This window comes from Dactylosporangium sp. NPDC006015 (genome assembly GCF_040614215.1).
Lineage (GTDB): Bacteria > Actinomycetota > Actinomycetes > Mycobacteriales > Micromonosporaceae > Dactylosporangium > Dactylosporangium maewongense.
The window spans coordinates 1-17054 of sequence record NZ_JBEXUD010000018.1; the positions used below are offsets into that span (position 1 = coordinate 1).

Consider the following 17054-nt stretch of genomic DNA (forward strand, 5'->3'; position numbering starts at 1 on the left):
GCGGGGAAGACGACGCGCCAGAACGTCTGCCAGGCTGACGCGCCGTCCATGAGCGCGGCCTCCCGCAGCGCCGGGTCCACCGCCTTCAGCCCGGCAAGGTAGAGGATCATGACGTAGCCGGCCTGTCGCCAGCTGGCCTCGACGAGGAGGGCCCAGAGGTTGAGTGACGGGTCGCCGAGCCAGTCGATGAGGTTGTCGTCGCCGGTACGGTGCAGCAGCGAGTTCACCAGGCCGAAGTTGGGTGAGTAGATGAGCTCCCAGATGATCCCGATGAGGGCGAGGGAGAGCATCACGGGCAGGAACAGGATGCTCTGGTAGATCCTGGAGCCGCGGATGCCGCGGTCGATGACGACGGCGAAGAGCATGCCCAGTGGGGTGGCGAAGCATGCGAAGACGAGCAGCCAGATGATGTTGTGCTGCACGGCCGGCCAGAAGTCGGGGTAGGTGGTGAACGCCTGCTCGTAGTTGCGGACACCGTTGAGGCAACCGGGCTGCGGGATGCCGGGCACGGACGGCAGCGAGTCGCAGGACTGCAACTGCACGCCGCCGACGCCGGTCCACTTCGTGAACGACAGCCCGACCGAGGCGAGGGCCGGGCCCCAGATGAAGACGACGTCGATCAGCAGCGGGATGCCGAGCATCGCCGCGACGACGAAGCCGTCGCGGCGGGCGAACGCGTTCACTTGGTGAAGATCGTCTTGGCCTGGTCCTCGGCGCTCTTCTGGATCGACGCGATCGTCTCAGACGTCGGACTGTCCACAAAGGTCTGGATGAGCTTGATGACGGCGGTGGCCATGTCGGGCACGGTGTCACGGTCCATGAACTGGGACACGTTCTTGCACTTGGCGATCTCCGCGACGGACTTCTTCTGGATCTCGTTGTAGGTCGGCGCGACGAGACCGTTGGCGAGCCCGACGTCCCAGTGATCGGTCTCCAGGAACTTGGTCTCGGCGGCGGCAGTGCCGATGTACTCCAGGACGGCCTTGGCAGCCGCCGTGTTCTTGCCCTTCTTCGGCAGCATGAAGCCGTCGGTCGGGGCGTCCATGTAGTACTGGCCGTGCTCGGGGTTGATCGCGGGGTAGGGGAAGAAGTCCAGGTCGGCGAGGTTCGCGGGGGAGTAGTTCGCGGCGACCTGGTTGGAGCCCTGGAACATCATGCCGGCCTGCTTGTTCTCCAGGGTCTTGGCCGCGTCCTGCCAGGTCCGGCCGTTGGCGCCGTTCTGCAGGTACGGCATCAGCTCCCGCCACTTGTCGAACACGGCGGTGACGCCCGGGTCGGTCCACGGCACCTCGTGCTTCATGAGCTTGATGTGGTAGTCGTAGCCGTTGACGCGCAGGTTGATGATGTCGAACGTGCCCAGCGCCGGCCAGCCGTCCTTCTCCGCGAACGCGAGCGGGATCAGCCCGTCGGTCTTCATCTTCTTGCACAGGTTGATGAAGTCGTCCCAGGTCGCGGGCACCTGGTAGCCCTTCGCGGCGAAGACGCTCTTGTTGTAGAAGACGACCCACGGGTAGTTGTACAGCGGCACGAGGTAGTGCTTGCCGTCAATGCCCTTGGAGAGGCTGCGGGCGGCGTCGTTGAAGTTGCCGCCGATCTTCTCCCACACGTCGTCGATCGGTGTGAGCAGGCCCTGCGCGGCGAAGAACTGCAGCCGGTAGCCGGCGAACCAGGTGGCCAGGGAGTCCGGCGTGCCCTGCAGGTAGCTGCTGATGTTGTTCTGGAACGTGTTGTGGTCGGTGGTGTTGACCGTGATCGGCACCTTCGTCGCCGACGTCGCGGCCGCGCACAGCGCCGCGAACGCCTGCTTGGTGGCGTCGTCGGAGTAGTTGGACCCGAACGTGATCGGGTCCGTGGAGGAGCCGGTGGCGGCGGGCGCGTCCGCGTCGTCGCCGCAGGCGGACAGCAGCGCGGAGGCGCCGAAGAACGCGGGTGCCGCGGCGAGCCCCCGCAGGGCGGCACGGCGGGACAGCCGGAAGTCGGTCATGGGACTTCTCCAGGGGGTGAGGGGGTGTTGGAACTTGAAACGGGCATTCAACAAGTTCCAACTCGGTGACTCAAAAGTCACCACAGCAAATCGACAACATGTCATCGTTGTCAAGCGGTCGGAGAAGATCGACTTCGACGAATTTGGCGTGGCAAAGCCGATCCTTGACACTGCCATGATCAAGATGTTCAATGTCCGCAGAGTCGCGCATGTATCAACGTAAGTCAACGCCGCCGTGGTTGACAACGTTGACATCCGATGCGACGCCCAGCTCGCCCCCGTCCGAGGTTCCGCCAACCCCTTCCGGAGGACGACCCCATGCGACATCACAAGTCCCTGCTCCGCGGCACGCTCGTGCTCGCGGTGCTGACCGCCGGCATCGCGTTCGCGATGAAGCCCGCGGCGGCCGCCACCAGCTGGACGGTCACCGGACCGTCCGCCGGCTCCCCGACGTCGGCCCAGGTCACGCTCAACGACAACGGGACCCTGAGCTTCTCCGTGGCCAACCAGGGCCGCACGATCCTGTCCCCGTCGGCGATCGGCATCGTGACCGGCGCCGCCGACCTGACGAAAGGCCTGACCTTCACGACCCGCACCAACCGGACCGTCACCGAGGCCTACTCGATGACCACCGGCAAGCAGCGCAACCGGTCGACGACCTACTCGGAGTCGACGCTGTCGTTCACCGGCGCCGGCGGTGCCCGGCTCGACGTGGTCGTCCGCGCCTCCGACACCGGCGCGGCGTACCGGTACGTGCTGCCCGGCAGCGGGACCGTGACCGTGCAACGCGAGGCGTCGTCCTGGACCGTGCCGACCAGCACCAACACGTGGCTGGTGCCGTCACATCGCGAGGACCAGGGCTACTGGTTCCAGACGACCGCCGGCGCGGCGGCGACCGCCACCTTCCGCAACCCGGCACTGTTCGACGTCGCCGGGACCTACGCGCTGGTCGCCGAGGCCAACCTCGACGGCCGGTACGCGGCGATGAGCCTGGCGCACCAGAGCGGCTCCGGCACCTACACCGCTTCGCTCGGCAGCGCGATCACCACCAGCCTGCCGCTGTCCACGCCGTGGCGCACCGCGGCCGTCGGCTCGCTGGCCAGCGTGACGACCTCGACCATCGTCGACGACCTCTCCGCGCCGTCCCGGGTGGCCAACCCGTCGTGGGTCAAGCCCGACACCGTCACCTGGTCCTGGCTGACCGAGCACGCCAGCCCGTCGGACGCCAACCGGCAGAAGCAGTACATCGACTTCGCCGCCCGCAACGGCTGGGGCTACGTGCTCATCGACGAGGGCTGGCAGTCCAGCTGGGCGCCGGACGTGGTGTCGTACGCCAGGGCCCGCAACGTGCAGGTGATCCTGTGGTTCAACTCCAACGCCCTGTGGACCTCCCAGCAGCGCGAGCAGTGGCTGCCGCTGATCAAGAGCTGGGGCGTGGCCGGCGTGAAGGTCGACTTCTCCTTCGAGTTCACGCAGCCGACCCTGCAGTGGTACGACGCGATCCTCGCCCGCACCGCGGAGCTCCAGCTGATGATCAACTTCCACGGGTCGGCGACCCCGCGCGGCATGCAGCGCACCTGGCCGCACGTCATGACGGCGGAAGCGGTGCACGGCGCCGAGCAGTACCTGCGCGCCGGGCTCAACACGATCCTGCCGTTCACCCGCAACGCGATCGCCAGCATGGACTTCACGCCGGTCATCTTCAGCCCCTACAACCGGGACACCACCAGGGCGCACGAGCTCGCGACCGCGATCGTCTTCGAGTCCGGCTGGCAGCACCTCGGCGACAACCCGGAGAGCTACGAGTCGCAGCCCGAGGCGATGCGGATCCTCAACCAGCTGCCGACCGCCTGGGACGAGACCCGCCTGCTCGGCGGCAGCCCCGGCCGGGAGGCGTACTTCGCCCGGCGCAACGGCGGCACGTGGTACCTCGGCGGCATCTCCGCCATCGCCGCCAAGACGTACCAGACGCCGCTGTCATTCCTCGGCGCCGGCCAGTGGTTCCTGGAGACCGTGCGGGACAACGGCGGCAACCTGCTGCGCGAGACCCGGACCGTCACCAGCGCCGACACCCTGTCGGTGCCGCTGCTGGAGCGGGGCGGGTTCGCGTCGGTCGTCTGCCCGTACACCGCCGGCATAACCACCTGCGGGACCCCGCTCAGCGGCTCCGTCATCCGCGGCGTGCAGTCCGGACGCTGCGTCGACGTGCCCAACAACACCACCACCAGCGGCACCCCCGTCGCGCTGTGGGACTGCAACGGCGGCGCCAACCAGCGATGGGTGGCGACGGGTTCGCGGCAGCTGCAGGTGTACGGGACCAAGTGCCTGGACGTGGTGGGCGCGTCGACCGATGACGGGGCGGCCGTGCAGATCTGGGACTGCAACGGCGGCGCCAACCAGCAGTGGACGCTCAACAGCAACGGCACCATCGTCGGCACCGGCTCCGGCAAGTGCCTCGACGCGTTCGACAACGGCACCACCAACGGCACCAAGCTGATCATCTGGCCGTGCAACGGCGGCACCAACCAGCAGTGGACGAGGAGCTGACCTCCCCGTCACGACCCCGGCCGGGCCACCACCGGCCCGGCCGGGATCGACGCGGGCCCGTCTGCCGGCCGGCTCAGCCGGTGTACGGCGGGCCGGCGGTCATGCGGACCGTGTAGCCGGTCGCGGCCCGGTGGAGCGTGATGTGGCTGCACGACTGGTGGGCGATCCACAGCCCGAGCCCGGCCGACGTGGTGCTGTTCGTCGGCAGCAGGCCGGCGAACGGGTTCCTGGGGCCGGGCCCGCCGTCCTCCACCGAGACGACCATGCGGCCCCGGCCCGCCCAGATCCGCATCCGGACCGGCGGCAGGCCGTGCACGAATGCGTTGGTGACGATTTCGCTGACCGACAGCACCAGCTCATCGACCGGCCGGCCGGCCAGGCCGTCGCCGGCCGAGGCCGCGGCGGTGCGGACCGCGGCGCGCGCCTCCAGGGGCCGCGGGTCGAACAGGTCCGCGACCGGCGGCGCGTGCTCGATCGGGTCGGTGACGGCCGGCCGGTCCTGCAGCAGGAACTCCTCTGGGGAGACGTACTGCGGGCTCGGCACGTGCCGGTCGTGCGGCAGCGCGGTGCGGGGGTGGGTGCGGGCGACGTCGGCGAGGACGGCCGGCGGGGTGGTGCGCTCGTCGTAGGCGCACATGCTCCACAGCGGGAACTCGTCGTAGGCGTGGTTGATCGCCGACTCGTACCGCGCCCATGCGTCCCAGGTGGCGCCGAACTGCGCCGCGGACAGCTCGCCGACGATGCGGATCTGGCCGGCGCCGGCGCCGGCGTGGTCGGCGAGGAGGTTGCGGTAGGAGCGGATCGCCCCGACCGGCCGGGCGTAGACGTCGCCGCCCTCCAGGAACGTCACCGGGCACCCGGCCGGCAGGGCAGCGCGGACCAGCTGGGCGTTGCGCTCGCCGAAGGCGACCATGGTCGGCTCGCCGGCCGCGACGCCCCCGAGCAGGAACGGCAGCACGACCGCCAGGAGGTGCTCGTCGGAGTCGTAGCGGATCGCCTCGTGGAAGTAGCCGGTGTGCCCGGCCGCCGCGCCGGTCCTCACTGGACCCGCTCCACCCGGACGCGGCCCGCGCCGACGATGGCGGCGAGCTCGGTGACGGTGCCCAGCGACGTGCGCAGGACCGCGTCGGCGCCGGCGCGCTCCGCGTAGCGGTGCAGGTGCAGCAGCGCGCGGTGGTCGATGAACCGCAGGCCGGCGGCGTCGAAGACGATGGTCCCGCCGGTCGGCTCGGGCCGGACGTGGGCCAGGGCGGCCGGGAACAGCTCCTCGGCGGCCACGTCGAGCTCGCCGGAGAGGATCGCGGCCGGCCCGTCGGGCGGTCCGGCTCGCAGCGTGAAGGACACGCCGCCGGCGTTGCTCGCCGGGTGGAGGCAGGCCAGCTCGGCGATCGCCCGGTCGCCGAGGACGCCGCGGTCGAACCCGCACACGGCGTGCACCGGGGCGGTCGCGATGAAGCGGTCGACGAGCGCCTCGTAGGCGGCGAACACGGACAACAGGTCGGGGGTGGCGACGAGCGGCGTGCAGTCGGCGACGACCCGCAGCCCGGCGAAGCCGTCGACCACCGCGGTGGCCGACGCGACCGTGAAGGTGCCGACCTGCGCCGGCGGGTCCAGCGGCTGCCCGACCTGGTACGTCTCCTCCAGCGGCACGAACCGGACCGCGCCGGGGTGCGCCAGCGCTGCCTCGTCCAGCCAGCCGCCCAGCCCACCCGGGCCGTCGGCCCGCGCGTACCAGATCCGCTCACCGGCGGCGAGACCCTCGGCGAGGAACGTCCTGGCGGACGCTTCGAACTGCCGCTGGTCCTCATACGACCAGCAGGAGTGCTTCGCCGTCGCCACCGCCGTCACCGGGTGCGCCGCCCAGGTCTCATTCCCGAAGCATAGCCGCTGATCAGTGACGCGCTCGCGGGCGATGAGCGACCGGCACCTTCGGCCGAGGCGCCACAGGTGATCGGCGGTGCCGCTGTCGTCCCACCGGGTGACCTGCCCGCCGTCCTGCGGCGACCCGCCGTCGACGGCCTGGTGGCGGATGGCTCACGGGCGGGCGTGGTGGGGGCAGGCGTGGTGCTTGATGCCGCCGACCTCGGCGAAGGTCTCGGTGCCCGGCAGCAGCAGGTCGCCGGCCGGCGCGCCGTTGAGCAGCAGGCGGGTCTGCTTGTCGCCGAACGGCGACCGGTACCGAACGCTCAGGTCGAACAGCCCGCCCGGTCCGCCGGGCACGGTGATGGTCACGGTGTCGGCCGGGTCGTCGAAGCCGGCCACGTATCCGGTGCCGGAGAACCCCGGCACGGCGACGGCGACGGTGGGCAGCACGAGGGCCGCGGCGAGCACGATCGAGATATGAGGCCGCACAGAACGCTCCCGAGATCCGACAGCACCGATCAGGATCGATCGGGGTCGAACCGTATGGGTGAGTTTTCCGGACGGTCAAGGTGGGCGGAAGGATGGTCCGAAACGCCGCACGGATCGCATGAAAGTCACAGCGATCGATACATTGCCGCCGTGGCGACAGCGGGTGGCTGCGGCCTTGATGTCGACGCGACTCGTCGCGTTCAACCGGTCCTCATCTCGCCGGCGCACTGTACGCGCATGTGGCTGCGGGAGTGGCGGCGTTGGCTGGGGGTCGCCCTTACCGTGGCCGCGGCGGCGGTGGCGTTCATGCTGCTGCGCGGGTCGCTGCCCGCTCCGGGCACCGTGCTGCGGTCGCTGCTGGCGGCCCAGTGGTGGTGGCTCGCGGCGGCACTGCTGGTCCAGGCCGGTTCGGTGCTCATGTACGCGGTGCAGCAGCGCCACCTCCTGGCCGCCTACGGCGGCGCGATGTCGACCGGCCGGGCGGTGGGCGTGTCACTCGCCCGCACCGCCCTGTCCACGGCGATGCCGGCCGGGGGCCCGGTGTCGACCGCGTTCGCCGTCCGCCAGTTCCGCGCGCACGGCCTGACGAGCGCGGCCGCCCTCGCCACCACGGTCCTGGCCAGCATCCAGGCGAGCGCGGCGATCGTCCTCGTCTACCTCGCCTGGTGCGCGGTGGCCGTGTCCACCAGCGCGACCGGCCTCCTGGCGGTGTCGGCCGCAGGGGCGCTGCTCGGCGCGGCCGCGGTCGTGCTCCGCCGCCGGCTCCGCGGCATCCGGCCACGCACCGTGCCGGAGCACCCCGGCGCCCCGCCGGCCGGGGGCAGGCGTGCCCTGATCCACACCCTGGTCCGCCTCGGCGTGGACACGACCCGGGCCTGCTGGTCGCTGCCGGCCAGGTGTTGGCTCACCGCCGGCGGCGCGGCCGCCGCGCGCAGGGTGTGCGACCTGGCGTGCTTCGTCGCGGTCGCCCAGGCGTTCCGCCTCGACACCGGCACGATGGCGCTCGTCGGCGCCTACCTGACCGGGCAGCTCGTCCGCCAGATCCCGCTCGTCGCCGGCGGCGCCGGCCTGGTCGAGGCGAGCCTGCTCGCGTCGCTGGTCGCCGCGGGCGCCGGCGACTCCGCGGCCGCCGCGGCCGCCGTCCTGACCTACCGGCTGCTGTCCTGCTGGCTCATCGCGCTCGTCGGGCTGCCGGTCGTGGTGGGCCTCAGCGCGACCGGGCAGCCCGCCGCCCTGCTCCAGCGCCCCCGCGGCCTGCGCTCCCGCCTGCCCGCGCCGCTGGCCGTGGGCGACGGCAGCGCCTAATTGGCGGCGGGCGGTGGGCGGCGGTAGTGCCTAGCGGCTCGGCGGCGGGCCGCTCGGGCGCGGGCCGCCCGAGCCGCCCGGGCCGCCGCCGGGAGGGGCTCCGGACGGGGCGCCGTCACCGCCGCCGCCGGGAGGGGCGCCGCCACCGGTCGGGGTCGTCGTGGTGTCGACCTTCGCCGTCAGGGAGACCGCGTAGCCGGCGGTGACGTCGCCGGTGACGGTGCCGAGCTGGAGGGCGCCGCCGTCGTTGCCGAAGACGTTGTCGTTCTGCAGGGTCACCTGGGACAGGTTCTGCACCGAGGCGGAGTAGCCGGTGGTGGCGTACACCTTGTCGCAGACGTCCTTCGGCAGGGCGACCTGGGAGGTGGCGATGGCCTTGGACGCGTCGGCGATGCTCGCCTGGTCCGGGTACACCTCGAAGTGGATGTGCGGCCAGCGGCCCGAGTAGCAGGCGGGGAAGACGCTGGTGAACTTCACCTTGCCCTGCGCGTCGGCGATCTGCACGCCGCGCAGGTAGTTCTGGTCGGTGACGCCCTCGGAGTACAGCGAGTACCGGCCCTCCCGGTCGCAGTGCCAGACGTACACCGCCACGCCGGCGAACGGCGTGCCCGCGCCCTTGGCGAGGTCGACGATGCTGAGCTCCAGCGTCATCGGCACGCCCGCCGCGGTGCCGCTCGCGGTGCCGAAGGACGAGCGGATGTCGCTGCGCACGACGCCGCTCGTGGTGAGCACGTTCGGCCCGTTGGAGCCGTCGCCCGGGTACGGGCCGGCGGTCTCGTCAGGGATCTCACCGGTGGTGGACGTCGCACCCGACGAGCTCGCGCCGGCGGTGGGCGTGCCACCGTCGCCGCCGGAGTCGCAGGCGGCGGTCAGGCCGATCGCCGCGGCGCCGAGGCCGAAGACCCGCAGCAGCTGCCGGCGCCGCACCATCGTGCCGAGGTCGAAGCCCAGCCCCTGGTCGTACAGGTCCTCCTCGGGCCGGGTGAACGCGCGTCCTTCGTATGACGGTGCCTGCTGTTCCACGATCGAAACCTCCCTGACGGTCGTCTGCCCCCACAACCTGACCGTCGAAGCTGGCAGCCACCTGGCAACCAGCTGCGACCGGCCTGTCTACCGTATTGGGTGATTTGCGAATTTCGTGTGGTACGGCGAATGCCGTCGCTCCGATGCGGGTCGGACGACTTGCAGGCGGCCCGAGTATGCGTCAGTTCCGTCAAGATTTGACATAGATGCTTGCGGATTTGATTGATACGCCTTCCGCGGTGTTGGAAAATGTTGCAATTGACGTATTGACTTGTACGGATCGTCACCGCGTAAACGCTTTTTGTGCCGATCTTCCAGGACTGCGGCGCATTCATCAGGCATTCCATCGGTCTTGACGGCGGTGAACGGTTCTGTGCAATCTTTACGGAACATGCGCGTTCATCGGCCGTCCGCCAACCCGCCGACACCCCCAGAGGTCTGACCATGTCGCAGCGCAGCCGTGCCCGGAGCTGGGTGGCCCTCGCCGCCCTGTCCGCGGGCCTGTTCACCGTCCTGTCCGCCGCGCCCCCGGCGACCGCCGCCGCCACCGGCTTCAGCTCCGGCTTCGAGGCCGGCGACCCGCAGCCCACCTGGACCAACAGCGTCGACAGCAGCGCCGGCGTCGGCGGGTACTGCTGCGGCCTCACCGGCATGGAGAGCGGCACCCGCAACGAGTCCGCGCACACCGGCACCGCCGCGCTGATGTACTCCGGCGCCGACACCAGCGCCACGACCAGCTACTCCTACAACCGGGTGTTCGACGTCGACATCGCCGTCGGCGCGGCCACCACGCTGTCCTACTGGGTGTTCCCGCAGAGCGGCGGCAACCTCGACGTCGCCGTGGACCTCGTGTTCACCGACGGCACCCGGCTGCGCGACTCGGGCGCCGTGGACCAGCACGGCGTCCGGATCCACCCGCACGACCAGGGCACCGGCTGGGTCCTCAACTTCGACACGTGGAACTACGTGACGTCCGACATCGGCGCGAAGGTCGCCGGCAGGACCATCGACCGGATCCTCGTCGGCTACGACAAGCCCGAGGGGACCGGCACGTTCCGCGGGTACTTCGACGACATCACGATCGCGGCCAACACCGCCGGGCGGCTGTCGGACCTCGTCGACACGCGCCGTGGCTCCGACTCCACCGGCGACTACTCGCGGGGCAACACGTTCCCGGGCGCGACCGTCCCGCACGGGTTCAACTTCTGGACGCCGGTGACCAACGGCAACAACGACGGATGGCTGTACGAGTACAAGGCCACCACCGTGCAGGGCTTCGCGATCAGCCACCAGCCGAGCCCGTGGATCGGCGACTACGGCCAGCTGCAGATCATGCCGATGACCGGCGCGCTGAAGACGACGCCGGACGCCCGCAAGTCCACGTTCAGCCACGCCAACGAGGTCGCGAAGGCGCACTACTACAAGACGCGCCTCGACACGTACGGCATCACCGCCGAGATCGCGCCGACCGACCACGCCGGCGTCATGCGCTTCACGTTCCCCACCGCGTCGGACTCGACGATCCTGTTCGACGTCGTCGACAGCGCCGCCGGCTCGTTCGCCGTCGACACCGCGAGCCGGACGATCTCCGGCTACGCCGACCACCGCGGCGCGAAGCTGTACTTCTCCGCGACCGTCGACACCGCGATCGCCGCGTCCGGCACCGGTGGCACCGGCTGGGTCCGCTTCGCCACCGGCGCGAACCAGCAGGTCACCCTGCGCGTCGGCACCAGCTGGATCAGCGTCGCGCAGGCCGCGGCGAACCTGAGCCAGGAGGTCGGCGGCAAGTCCCTGGACACCGTGCGGGACGAGGCGCAGGCCCAGTGGGACGCGACGCTGGGCAAGATCCGCCTCGAGGGCGCGTCCGGCGACCAGCTCGTCACGTTCTACTCCAACCTGTACCGGACGTTCATGTACCCGAACAACCGCGCCGAGATGGTCGGCGGCGTGCGGCGTTACCACAGCCCGTACGACAGCCAGCTCCACGACGGGCAGATGTACGTCAACAACGGCTTCTGGGACACCGCCCGCGCCGAGTGGCCGCTGCTGACGCTGCTGGAGCCCACCCGGGCCGGGGAGATGCTCGACGGGTTCGTCAACGTGTACAAGACCGTCGGCTGGACACCGAGCTGGTCGGGGCCGTGGAACCGGGCCGCGATGCCGGGCACCAACCAGGACCTCGCGTTCGCCGACGCGTACATGAAGGGCGTCCGCAACTTCGACGTGAACGCCGCTTACGCGTCGATGGTGAAGAACGCCACCGTGTACTCGCCGATGATCAACGGCCGGGTCGGGCTGGACGTGTCGACGTTCAAGGGCTACCTGCCCTCCGACGTCCGCGGCGACTCGGCGTCGTGGACCCTGGAGAGCGCCACCAACGACTTCGGCATCGCGCAGATGGCGCAGGCGCTCGGCCGCACCGACGACGCGGCCTACTTCCGCAACCGGGCCCTCGACTACACGAACCTGTACTCGCAGTCGGTCGGGTTCTTCCGCGGCAAGCAGAGCAACGGCGCGTGGCGCACCAGCGACGCCGACTTCAAACCCAACCTGTGGGGCTGCGAGTTCGTCGAGGGCGCGCCGTGGCACTACGCGACGCCGGCGCCGCAGGACCCGCAGGGCATGGCCAACCTGTACGGCGGCCGCGCCCAGCTCTCCGCGAAGCTCGACGGCATGCTCGCCGCGCCCCGCGACTACCTGCCGGGCTGCTACGGCGGCACCATCCACGAGATGCGCGAGACCTACGACGCGAACATGGGCCAGTACGCGCACGCCAACGAAGAGACGCACCACATGCTCTACATGTACAACTACGCCGGCACCCCGGCGAAGACGCAGAACGCGGTCCGCACCACGCTGCAGCGCTACTACAACTCCGGCGCCGGGACCGGTGGCGGCTACCTCGGCGACGAGGACAACGGGGAGATGTCCGCCTGGTACATCTTCTCCGCGCTCGGCTTCTACCCGGCCCGCATGGGCAGCACCGACTACACGATCGGCGCGCCGCTGCACGCGAAGGCGACGGTCAACCTGGAGAACGGGCGCACGTTCACCGTCAACACGCCCGGGGTCAGCGACACCAACCGGTACATCCAGAGCGCCACCCTCAACGGCGCCACCTACACGAAGAACTACCTGACCCACGCCGACCTCCTCGCGGGCGGCACGCTGAGCTTCGTGATGGGGCCCAACCCGTCCTCCTGGGGCACCGGCGCCAACGACGTCCCGGCGTCCATGACCACCGGGAGCGCCGTGCCGGTGCAGCAGAAGGACAAGGCGACCGGCAGCACCGTCACCGTCACCGGTGAGAACCCGCCGGGGGAGAGCAAGGCCGCCCTCACCGACGACAGCTCGATGACCAAGTGGCTCGCCTTCGCCGCCACCGCCACCATCACCTGCCAGCTGCCCGGCGCGACCACGGTCCGCCAGTACACCCTGACCTCCGCCGACGATCTACCCGGCCGCGACCCCAGGAACTGGGTCCTGCAGGGCTCGAACGACGGGGTCACCTGGACGACGGTGGACGCCCGCGACAACGTCGACTTTGCCGACCGTCGACAGACGCGGGCGTTCACCGTCCCGGCCACCGCGACCTACTCGCGGTTCCGCCTGCAGATCACCGCCAACCACGGCGCCGCGGAAACCCAGCTCGCGGAGCTGCAGCTGCTCGCCTGACCCGGGCCCGACCGCGCCGGCCGTGCCCGTCAGCCGGCCGGCGCGGCGCGCTCGGACCCCACCGATCCGGTCAGCTCTGCGGTGGGATCGCACGGACCCGTGGCGAAGTCCGCCGACGCGGAGGCCCTGCGGGTGCTGCAGGGCCCCGCCTGGTGCCGTGACCCGTGCCGTGACCCGCGCGCCTACCGGGACTGCGCCAGCAGGTGGTCGAGGACCGACGCGGAGAACGTGGCGGACAGCGCCGGCACGTGCCCGCCGTCCTTGATCGTCCACAACGTCACCAGGCTGCCCTGCCGGCAGCCGGCCTGATACGTCGTCACTGTGGTCTCCGCTCCGGGGAGCGTGGCGTCGAGGTCCAGCGGCGCCGACGCGGCCGCGGCCTGGTCCGTGCAGCCGTCGTACTTCCGCCACCGCTCGACCGAGGCCGCGGCGGACGGGTATGCCTGGCCGCCGTTCGTGCCCCCGTCGAAGCGGATGGTGTCGTCCGCGGTGCCGTGGATCTGCAGGACGCCGACCGGCCGGGACGGCGCGCACCCGGCGGCGTCCAGGTCCACGGCCCCGGCGAGCGAGACGATCGCCGTGACACTGTCCGCGTGCTCACACGCCATGCGGTAGGCCATGAACCCGCCGTTGGAGTGCCCGACGAGATAGACGCGGCTCGCGTCGACGGGGTGCGCGGCCTTCACGGCGTCGATCAGCCGTTGCAGGTAACCGGAGTCGTCGACGCCGGAGCGTTCGAAGTCGCAGCACGCGCTCGTCGCGTTCCAGAACCGCTGGCCCCGGGCGTTCCTGGTCCCGTCCGGCACCGCGAGGAGAAACCCGCGCCGGTCGGCCTCGGCGGTGAACCCGAAGTACCGCTCCGCCTCGGCCCCGTCGGACCGGTACCCGTGCAGCAGCACCACCAGCGGCAGCTTCGTCCCCGTGGCGTACGAGGTGGGCAGGTGCAGCTGGAACGGCCGGCCGTCGAGGGCGACGGTCAGCGTCGCCCCCGGCCCGTCCGCCGGTCGCTCGACCGGCGGCGCCGCGGAACACGCCGCCAGCCACCACACCAACCCGACGATCAGCACCCCGACTCTCGTCATTCCGCCGATCCTGCCCGGCCGGACGTTGTCAAGGGAAGCCCTTTACCTCGTCAGCAGCTCGCCGGTCGTCCATTGCGTGTTGCCGATCCGCATGTGCCCGACCCAGCACGAGTTGTACGAGATGTACTTCGCCCGGCTGCCGTACCGGGTGCCCGGCACGGTGATCGAGCCCTGGTACACGAGCTCCTTCGCCGTCCCGCACGCCGACAGGTACAGGCTGATGGAGCGGTCCGGGCCGGAGTTCTTCTGGTACGACGTCATCACCGTCGCCGTGCTGTTCAGCGCGCCGTTGACGCTGATGCACAGGGGCGAGCCGGAGATGTCGTTGCACCTGGCCCAGCCCGCGGCGACGGTGACGTCGCCGGGCTCCGCGGCGTGGGCCGGCGTCGCGAACACGGTCAGCGGCAGGACCGCCGCCGACGTCAGGGCGACCGCCGCGCGGGCGCCGATGTGCGGTTTCATGATGCTCCGTCCTGTGGTCCGTCGAGGTCGTGACCACGACGCTACGGTGGGGACCTGGACGTCCATCAGGTCCAAGTCCGCGGGGTTCGACCAGACCAAGTGGAGGTGGGCGGTGGAGCTCTTCCTCGACCCGGACGACCCGCGCAGCAACACCCGGCAGCTGTACGAGCAGATCCGCGACGCGATCGACAGCGGCGGGCTCGAACCCGGCGACCGGCTCACCCCGACGCGGACCGTCGCCGCGGAGTTGAGGATCGCGCGGTCGTCGGTCACCGAGGTGTACGAGCGGCTCACCGCCGAGGGACACATCGAGGGCCGCGCCGGCGGCGGCAGCTTCGTGCTGGCGGGCGCCGACCCGGTCCCCAGCGGGCCGCCCCCGGCCGCCCTCGAGCCCCTGTTCCGCATGGACCGCGACGGCCGCGTGATCTACATCGGCACGTTCAGCAAGACGCTCGGCGCGGCCGTGCGCGCGGGGTTCCTGGTCACGCCGCCGACCCTGGCACCGGCGATCACCGCCGTCCGGCAGGCCGTCGACTGGTGCCCGCCGCCCCTCATCCAGGACGCGCTCACCGCACTCATCGCCGGCGGCCACTTCGGCCGGCACCTGCGGCGCGCCCGGGCCGCGTACAGCCGCCGCAGGGACCGGCTCTGCCGCGAGCTGCGCGCCCGGCTCCCGGCCGGATACCACCCGCTGCCCGCGCAGGCCGGGCTGCACCTCACCGTCGTCGGCCCCGGCACCCCGCCGGACGCCGCCTTCGACGGCCTGGCGGAGGACCACGGCATCCTGCTGAGCTCGCTGCGCCGCACGTACCAGCGCCGGCACCCACGGGACGGGTTCCTCGTCGGCTTCGGTGGCCTGCCGACCGCCGACGTCACCCCGGCGATCACCGGGCTGTGTGCGTGGCTGTCCGGGGAGCGGCCGCGCTGAATCGCCTGCGGCCGGGCGGTCCGCGGGGCACAGTGGAGCTGTGGTCGCAGGGGTCGAGCAGGTGCTGCCGCTCGACTTCTGTGTCACGTTGGTCCGCGGCGCGGGGCCGGACGAGGTCATCGGCATCCTCGGCGGGGCCGACCCCGTCCCGATCGTGTCCGCGCAGACGGCGCTGCTGGCCGAGGACGCCGTGCGGGAATGGGTCGACGAGGGCGGGGCCTCGCACCCCACCGACCTCAAGTACGTCGTCGCGACGCGGCTCGGCGACTGGACGATGGTCATCGAACCCAACGGGTACCTGTGCACGGACCGCGACGTGGTCCGGGCGCTGTCCGCGGCCGGCGAGCTGGTGTCGTTCTACTACAACGAGAACACCACACCGAGCTTCACGTGGGCGGCCGGCGGCAGCGAACTGGTGTGCTTCAACCCGGGGTACCCGGACGACCCGTACGGCGCCGAGCCCGGGCGGCTCGACGGGCTGCTCACCGAGCTGGGCTTCACGTTCGGCGGCTACGGCGAGGACCTCGACGACGACGAGAACGGCTTCGACGCGGACTTCCAGGGGCGGACGTTCGCGTTGATGGAGCGGATGACCGGCGTACGGTGGGACATCGAGCTCCTGGACGCCGCGACCTTCCACTGCGCCGGCGTCGGCGGCCCGGGCAGCCGGGTCGCCACGGAGCCGTGGTACGCCGAGGTGCGGGAGGAGCTTACGGCCTGCGCGCAGGACCCGTACGGCTGGAACGACCACGACTTCGGGGACTTCGCAGGGTGGCGGCGGCGCGGGGTCATCGACCCACGGGTCAAGCGGGCGCTCGGCCACGCCGGGACGACCGTGCTCGACGAGGACCGTGCCCTGGCGCTCGCGCTCGCGTTCGCCCCGGCCGAGCTCATCGAACGGATGGATCTGTGGGTTCGGCAGCAGCCGTACCGGGTCGTCGGGCGCCTTGACGAACCCTGGCACGGCCCGGCGGAGGACCTGTGCTGGCAGCTCGCCACTGCGGACGGGGGCGGGTCCACGGCGGAGCGGATCGCGGACCTGTGGCGAGACTTCCCCGAGCTGCGCGACGTCGTGATCCCGCCCCCGCAGCCCCCGCCGACCGAGCGCGCCGCCGTGCGCCGCAAGCGGGAGGCGCGGGAGCGCGACGAGGAGCGGTGGCGGCTGGAGGACCTGCGCACCACGTGGGGCGGGCGGATCCCCACCGATCCGCGGCTGTTCGAGCCGGACGTGCAGCTCTACACGCTGGGCCTGGTCCCGTACGACCGGGACCTGATCGACCGGATCGCCGGGTCCGACGCCGGGACGCAGCGCGCGATGGCGTTGTGGGCGGCACGGTTCTGCTGCACCCGGTCCGGCCTGATCGACAAGGACTGGGCCGAGGCCGGGCTGATCGCCCTGGAACGCGGCGCGCCGTCACCGTCCTGGCTCGCCGACCACGACGCCGCGTACGCCCACTGGCGCGGGGTGCCGCGGGAGTCCATCGTGCACGTCGGGAGGCTGGGTCTCAGCGGCGAGGAGCCACCGCCGCCCGACCCGGAGCTCGCCGCGCTGCACGCGCTGGTTCACGCCCACCACGACGACCCACTGATCGCCGCCATGGCCACCGTCCGCCCCGCGGTGCAGTTCGGCGACCCGCCCGCGGTGATCGCCGCCTTCCGGGCGGCGTTCGACCTGCCGTAGGGGCGTTACGAGGGC

13 protein-coding genes are annotated in these 17054 nt (G+C 71.3%); 5 read left to right on the plus strand and 8 right to left on the minus strand.

Annotated features, from left to right (window positions below; all coding sequences use genetic code 11):
* Together ABZ321_RS29220 and ABZ321_RS29225 are read right to left on the minus strand one after the other, a co-directional pair.
* On the minus strand, nucleotides 1-683 hold a 683-nt coding region (locus ABZ321_RS29220), incomplete at its 3' end, for a sugar ABC transporter permease (protein WP_354897048.1).
* On the minus strand, nucleotides 680-1984 hold the full coding sequence (locus tag ABZ321_RS29225; RefSeq protein ID WP_354897051.1) for an ABC transporter substrate-binding protein: 1305 nt from the start codon (nucleotides 1982-1984) through the stop codon (nucleotides 680-682). The genes ABZ321_RS29225 and ABZ321_RS29220, both read right to left, overlap by 4 nt.
* 318 nt (nucleotides 1985-2302) lie before the next feature.
* Between ABZ321_RS29225 and ABZ321_RS29230 the strand changes: the two genes are divergently transcribed.
* Nucleotides 2303-4531: a glycoside hydrolase family 97 catalytic domain-containing protein gene (locus ABZ321_RS29230; RefSeq protein WP_354897054.1), complete on the plus strand. Its 2229-nt coding sequence runs from the start codon at nucleotides 2303-2305 to the stop codon at nucleotides 4529-4531.
* Nucleotides 4532-4604: 73 nt separating this feature from the next.
* On the opposite strand, the gene ABZ321_RS29235 is transcribed toward ABZ321_RS29230, so the two are convergent.
* From ABZ321_RS29235 to ABZ321_RS29245, 3 genes are all read right to left on the minus strand, one after another.
* A complete protein-coding gene (locus ABZ321_RS29235) occupies nucleotides 4605-5573 on the minus strand; it encodes an anti-sigma factor RsbA family regulatory protein (RefSeq protein WP_354897057.1) in 969 nt (322 codons plus the stop codon).
* Entirely contained in the window at nucleotides 5570-6370 is an 801-nt protein-coding gene (locus tag ABZ321_RS29240; RefSeq protein WP_354897060.1) for an MEDS domain-containing protein, read from the minus strand. Before ABZ321_RS29240 ends, ABZ321_RS29235 begins: the two co-directional genes overlap by 4 nt.
* Before the next feature lie 195 nt (nucleotides 6371-6565).
* The gene (locus tag ABZ321_RS29245; RefSeq protein WP_354897063.1) at nucleotides 6566-6883 is read right to left on the minus strand and encodes a CBM35 domain-containing protein; all 318 of its coding nucleotides are present in this window, start codon (nucleotides 6881-6883) and stop codon (nucleotides 6566-6568) included.
* A gap of 237 nt (nucleotides 6884-7120) precedes the next feature.
* On the opposite strand from ABZ321_RS29245, the gene ABZ321_RS29250 reads away from it, so the two are divergent.
* Nucleotides 7121-8188 (plus strand): lysylphosphatidylglycerol synthase domain-containing protein, encoded by a 1068-nt coding sequence (locus tag ABZ321_RS29250; protein WP_354897066.1) that lies wholly within the window; start codon nucleotides 7121-7123, stop codon nucleotides 8186-8188.
* Nucleotides 8189-8218: 30 nt separating this feature from the next.
* On the opposite strand, the gene ABZ321_RS29255 is transcribed toward ABZ321_RS29250, so the two are convergent.
* Nucleotides 8219-9211 (minus strand): intradiol ring-cleavage dioxygenase, encoded by a 993-nt coding sequence (locus tag ABZ321_RS29255; protein WP_354897069.1) that lies wholly within the window; start codon nucleotides 9209-9211, stop codon nucleotides 8219-8221.
* A 444-nt stretch (nucleotides 9212-9655) separates the two neighbouring features.
* Here ABZ321_RS29255 and ABZ321_RS29260 point away from each other — a divergent pair, with 444 nt between their 5' ends.
* Complete coding sequence (locus ABZ321_RS29260; RefSeq protein ID WP_354897071.1) at nucleotides 9656-12886, plus strand: GH92 family glycosyl hydrolase; 3231 nt, start codon at nucleotides 9656-9658, stop codon at nucleotides 12884-12886.
* Between the two features lie 182 nt (nucleotides 12887-13068).
* On the opposite strand, the gene ABZ321_RS29265 is transcribed toward ABZ321_RS29260, so the two are convergent.
* Together ABZ321_RS29265 and ABZ321_RS29270 are read right to left on the minus strand one after the other, a co-directional pair.
* A complete protein-coding gene (locus tag ABZ321_RS29265) occupies nucleotides 13069-13968 on the minus strand; it encodes an alpha/beta fold hydrolase (protein ID WP_354897074.1) in 900 nt (299 codons plus the stop codon).
* Between the two features lie 42 nt (nucleotides 13969-14010).
* Nucleotides 14011-14430 carry a hypothetical protein gene (locus tag ABZ321_RS29270; protein ID WP_354897077.1) on the minus strand — a complete coding sequence of 140 codons (420 nt, stop codon included), beginning with the start codon at nucleotides 14428-14430 and terminating at the stop codon, nucleotides 14011-14013.
* Between the two features lie 46 nt (nucleotides 14431-14476).
* Between ABZ321_RS29270 and ABZ321_RS29275 the strand changes: the two genes are divergently transcribed.
* Nucleotides 14477-15358 (plus strand): aminotransferase class I/II-fold pyridoxal phosphate-dependent enzyme, encoded by an 882-nt coding sequence (locus tag ABZ321_RS29275; protein ID WP_354897080.1) that lies wholly within the window; start codon nucleotides 14477-14479, stop codon nucleotides 15356-15358.
* 40 nt (nucleotides 15359-15398) lie between these two features.
* A complete protein-coding gene (locus ABZ321_RS29280; protein WP_354897083.1) occupies nucleotides 15399-17039 on the plus strand; it encodes a DUF6461 domain-containing protein in 1641 nt (546 codons plus the stop codon).
* Nucleotides 17040-17054 lie beyond the last annotated feature (15 nt).

What these genes read in the sequence shown, in the direction of transcription:
- ABZ321_RS29225 (WP_354897051.1), bottom strand. Translation starts at nt 1,984, where the DNA reads ATGACCGACTTCCGGCTGTCCCGCCGTGCCGCCCTGCGGGGGCTCGCC.
- ABZ321_RS29230 (WP_354897054.1), top strand. Translation starts at nt 2,303, where the DNA reads ATGCGACATCACAAGTCCCTGCTCCGCGGCACGCTCGTGCTCGCGGTG.
- ABZ321_RS29250 (WP_354897066.1), top strand. Translation starts at nt 7,121, where the DNA reads ATGTGGCTGCGGGAGTGGCGGCGTTGGCTGGGGGTCGCCCTTACCGTG.
- ABZ321_RS29260 (WP_354897071.1), top strand. Translation starts at nt 9,656, where the DNA reads ATGTCGCAGCGCAGCCGTGCCCGGAGCTGGGTGGCCCTCGCCGCCCTG.
- ABZ321_RS29265 (WP_354897074.1), bottom strand. Translation starts at nt 13,968, where the DNA reads ATGACGAGAGTCGGGGTGCTGATCGTCGGGTTGGTGTGGTGGCTGGCG.
- ABZ321_RS29270 (WP_354897077.1), bottom strand. Translation starts at nt 14,430, where the DNA reads ATGAAACCGCACATCGGCGCCCGCGCGGCGGTCGCCCTGACGTCGGCG.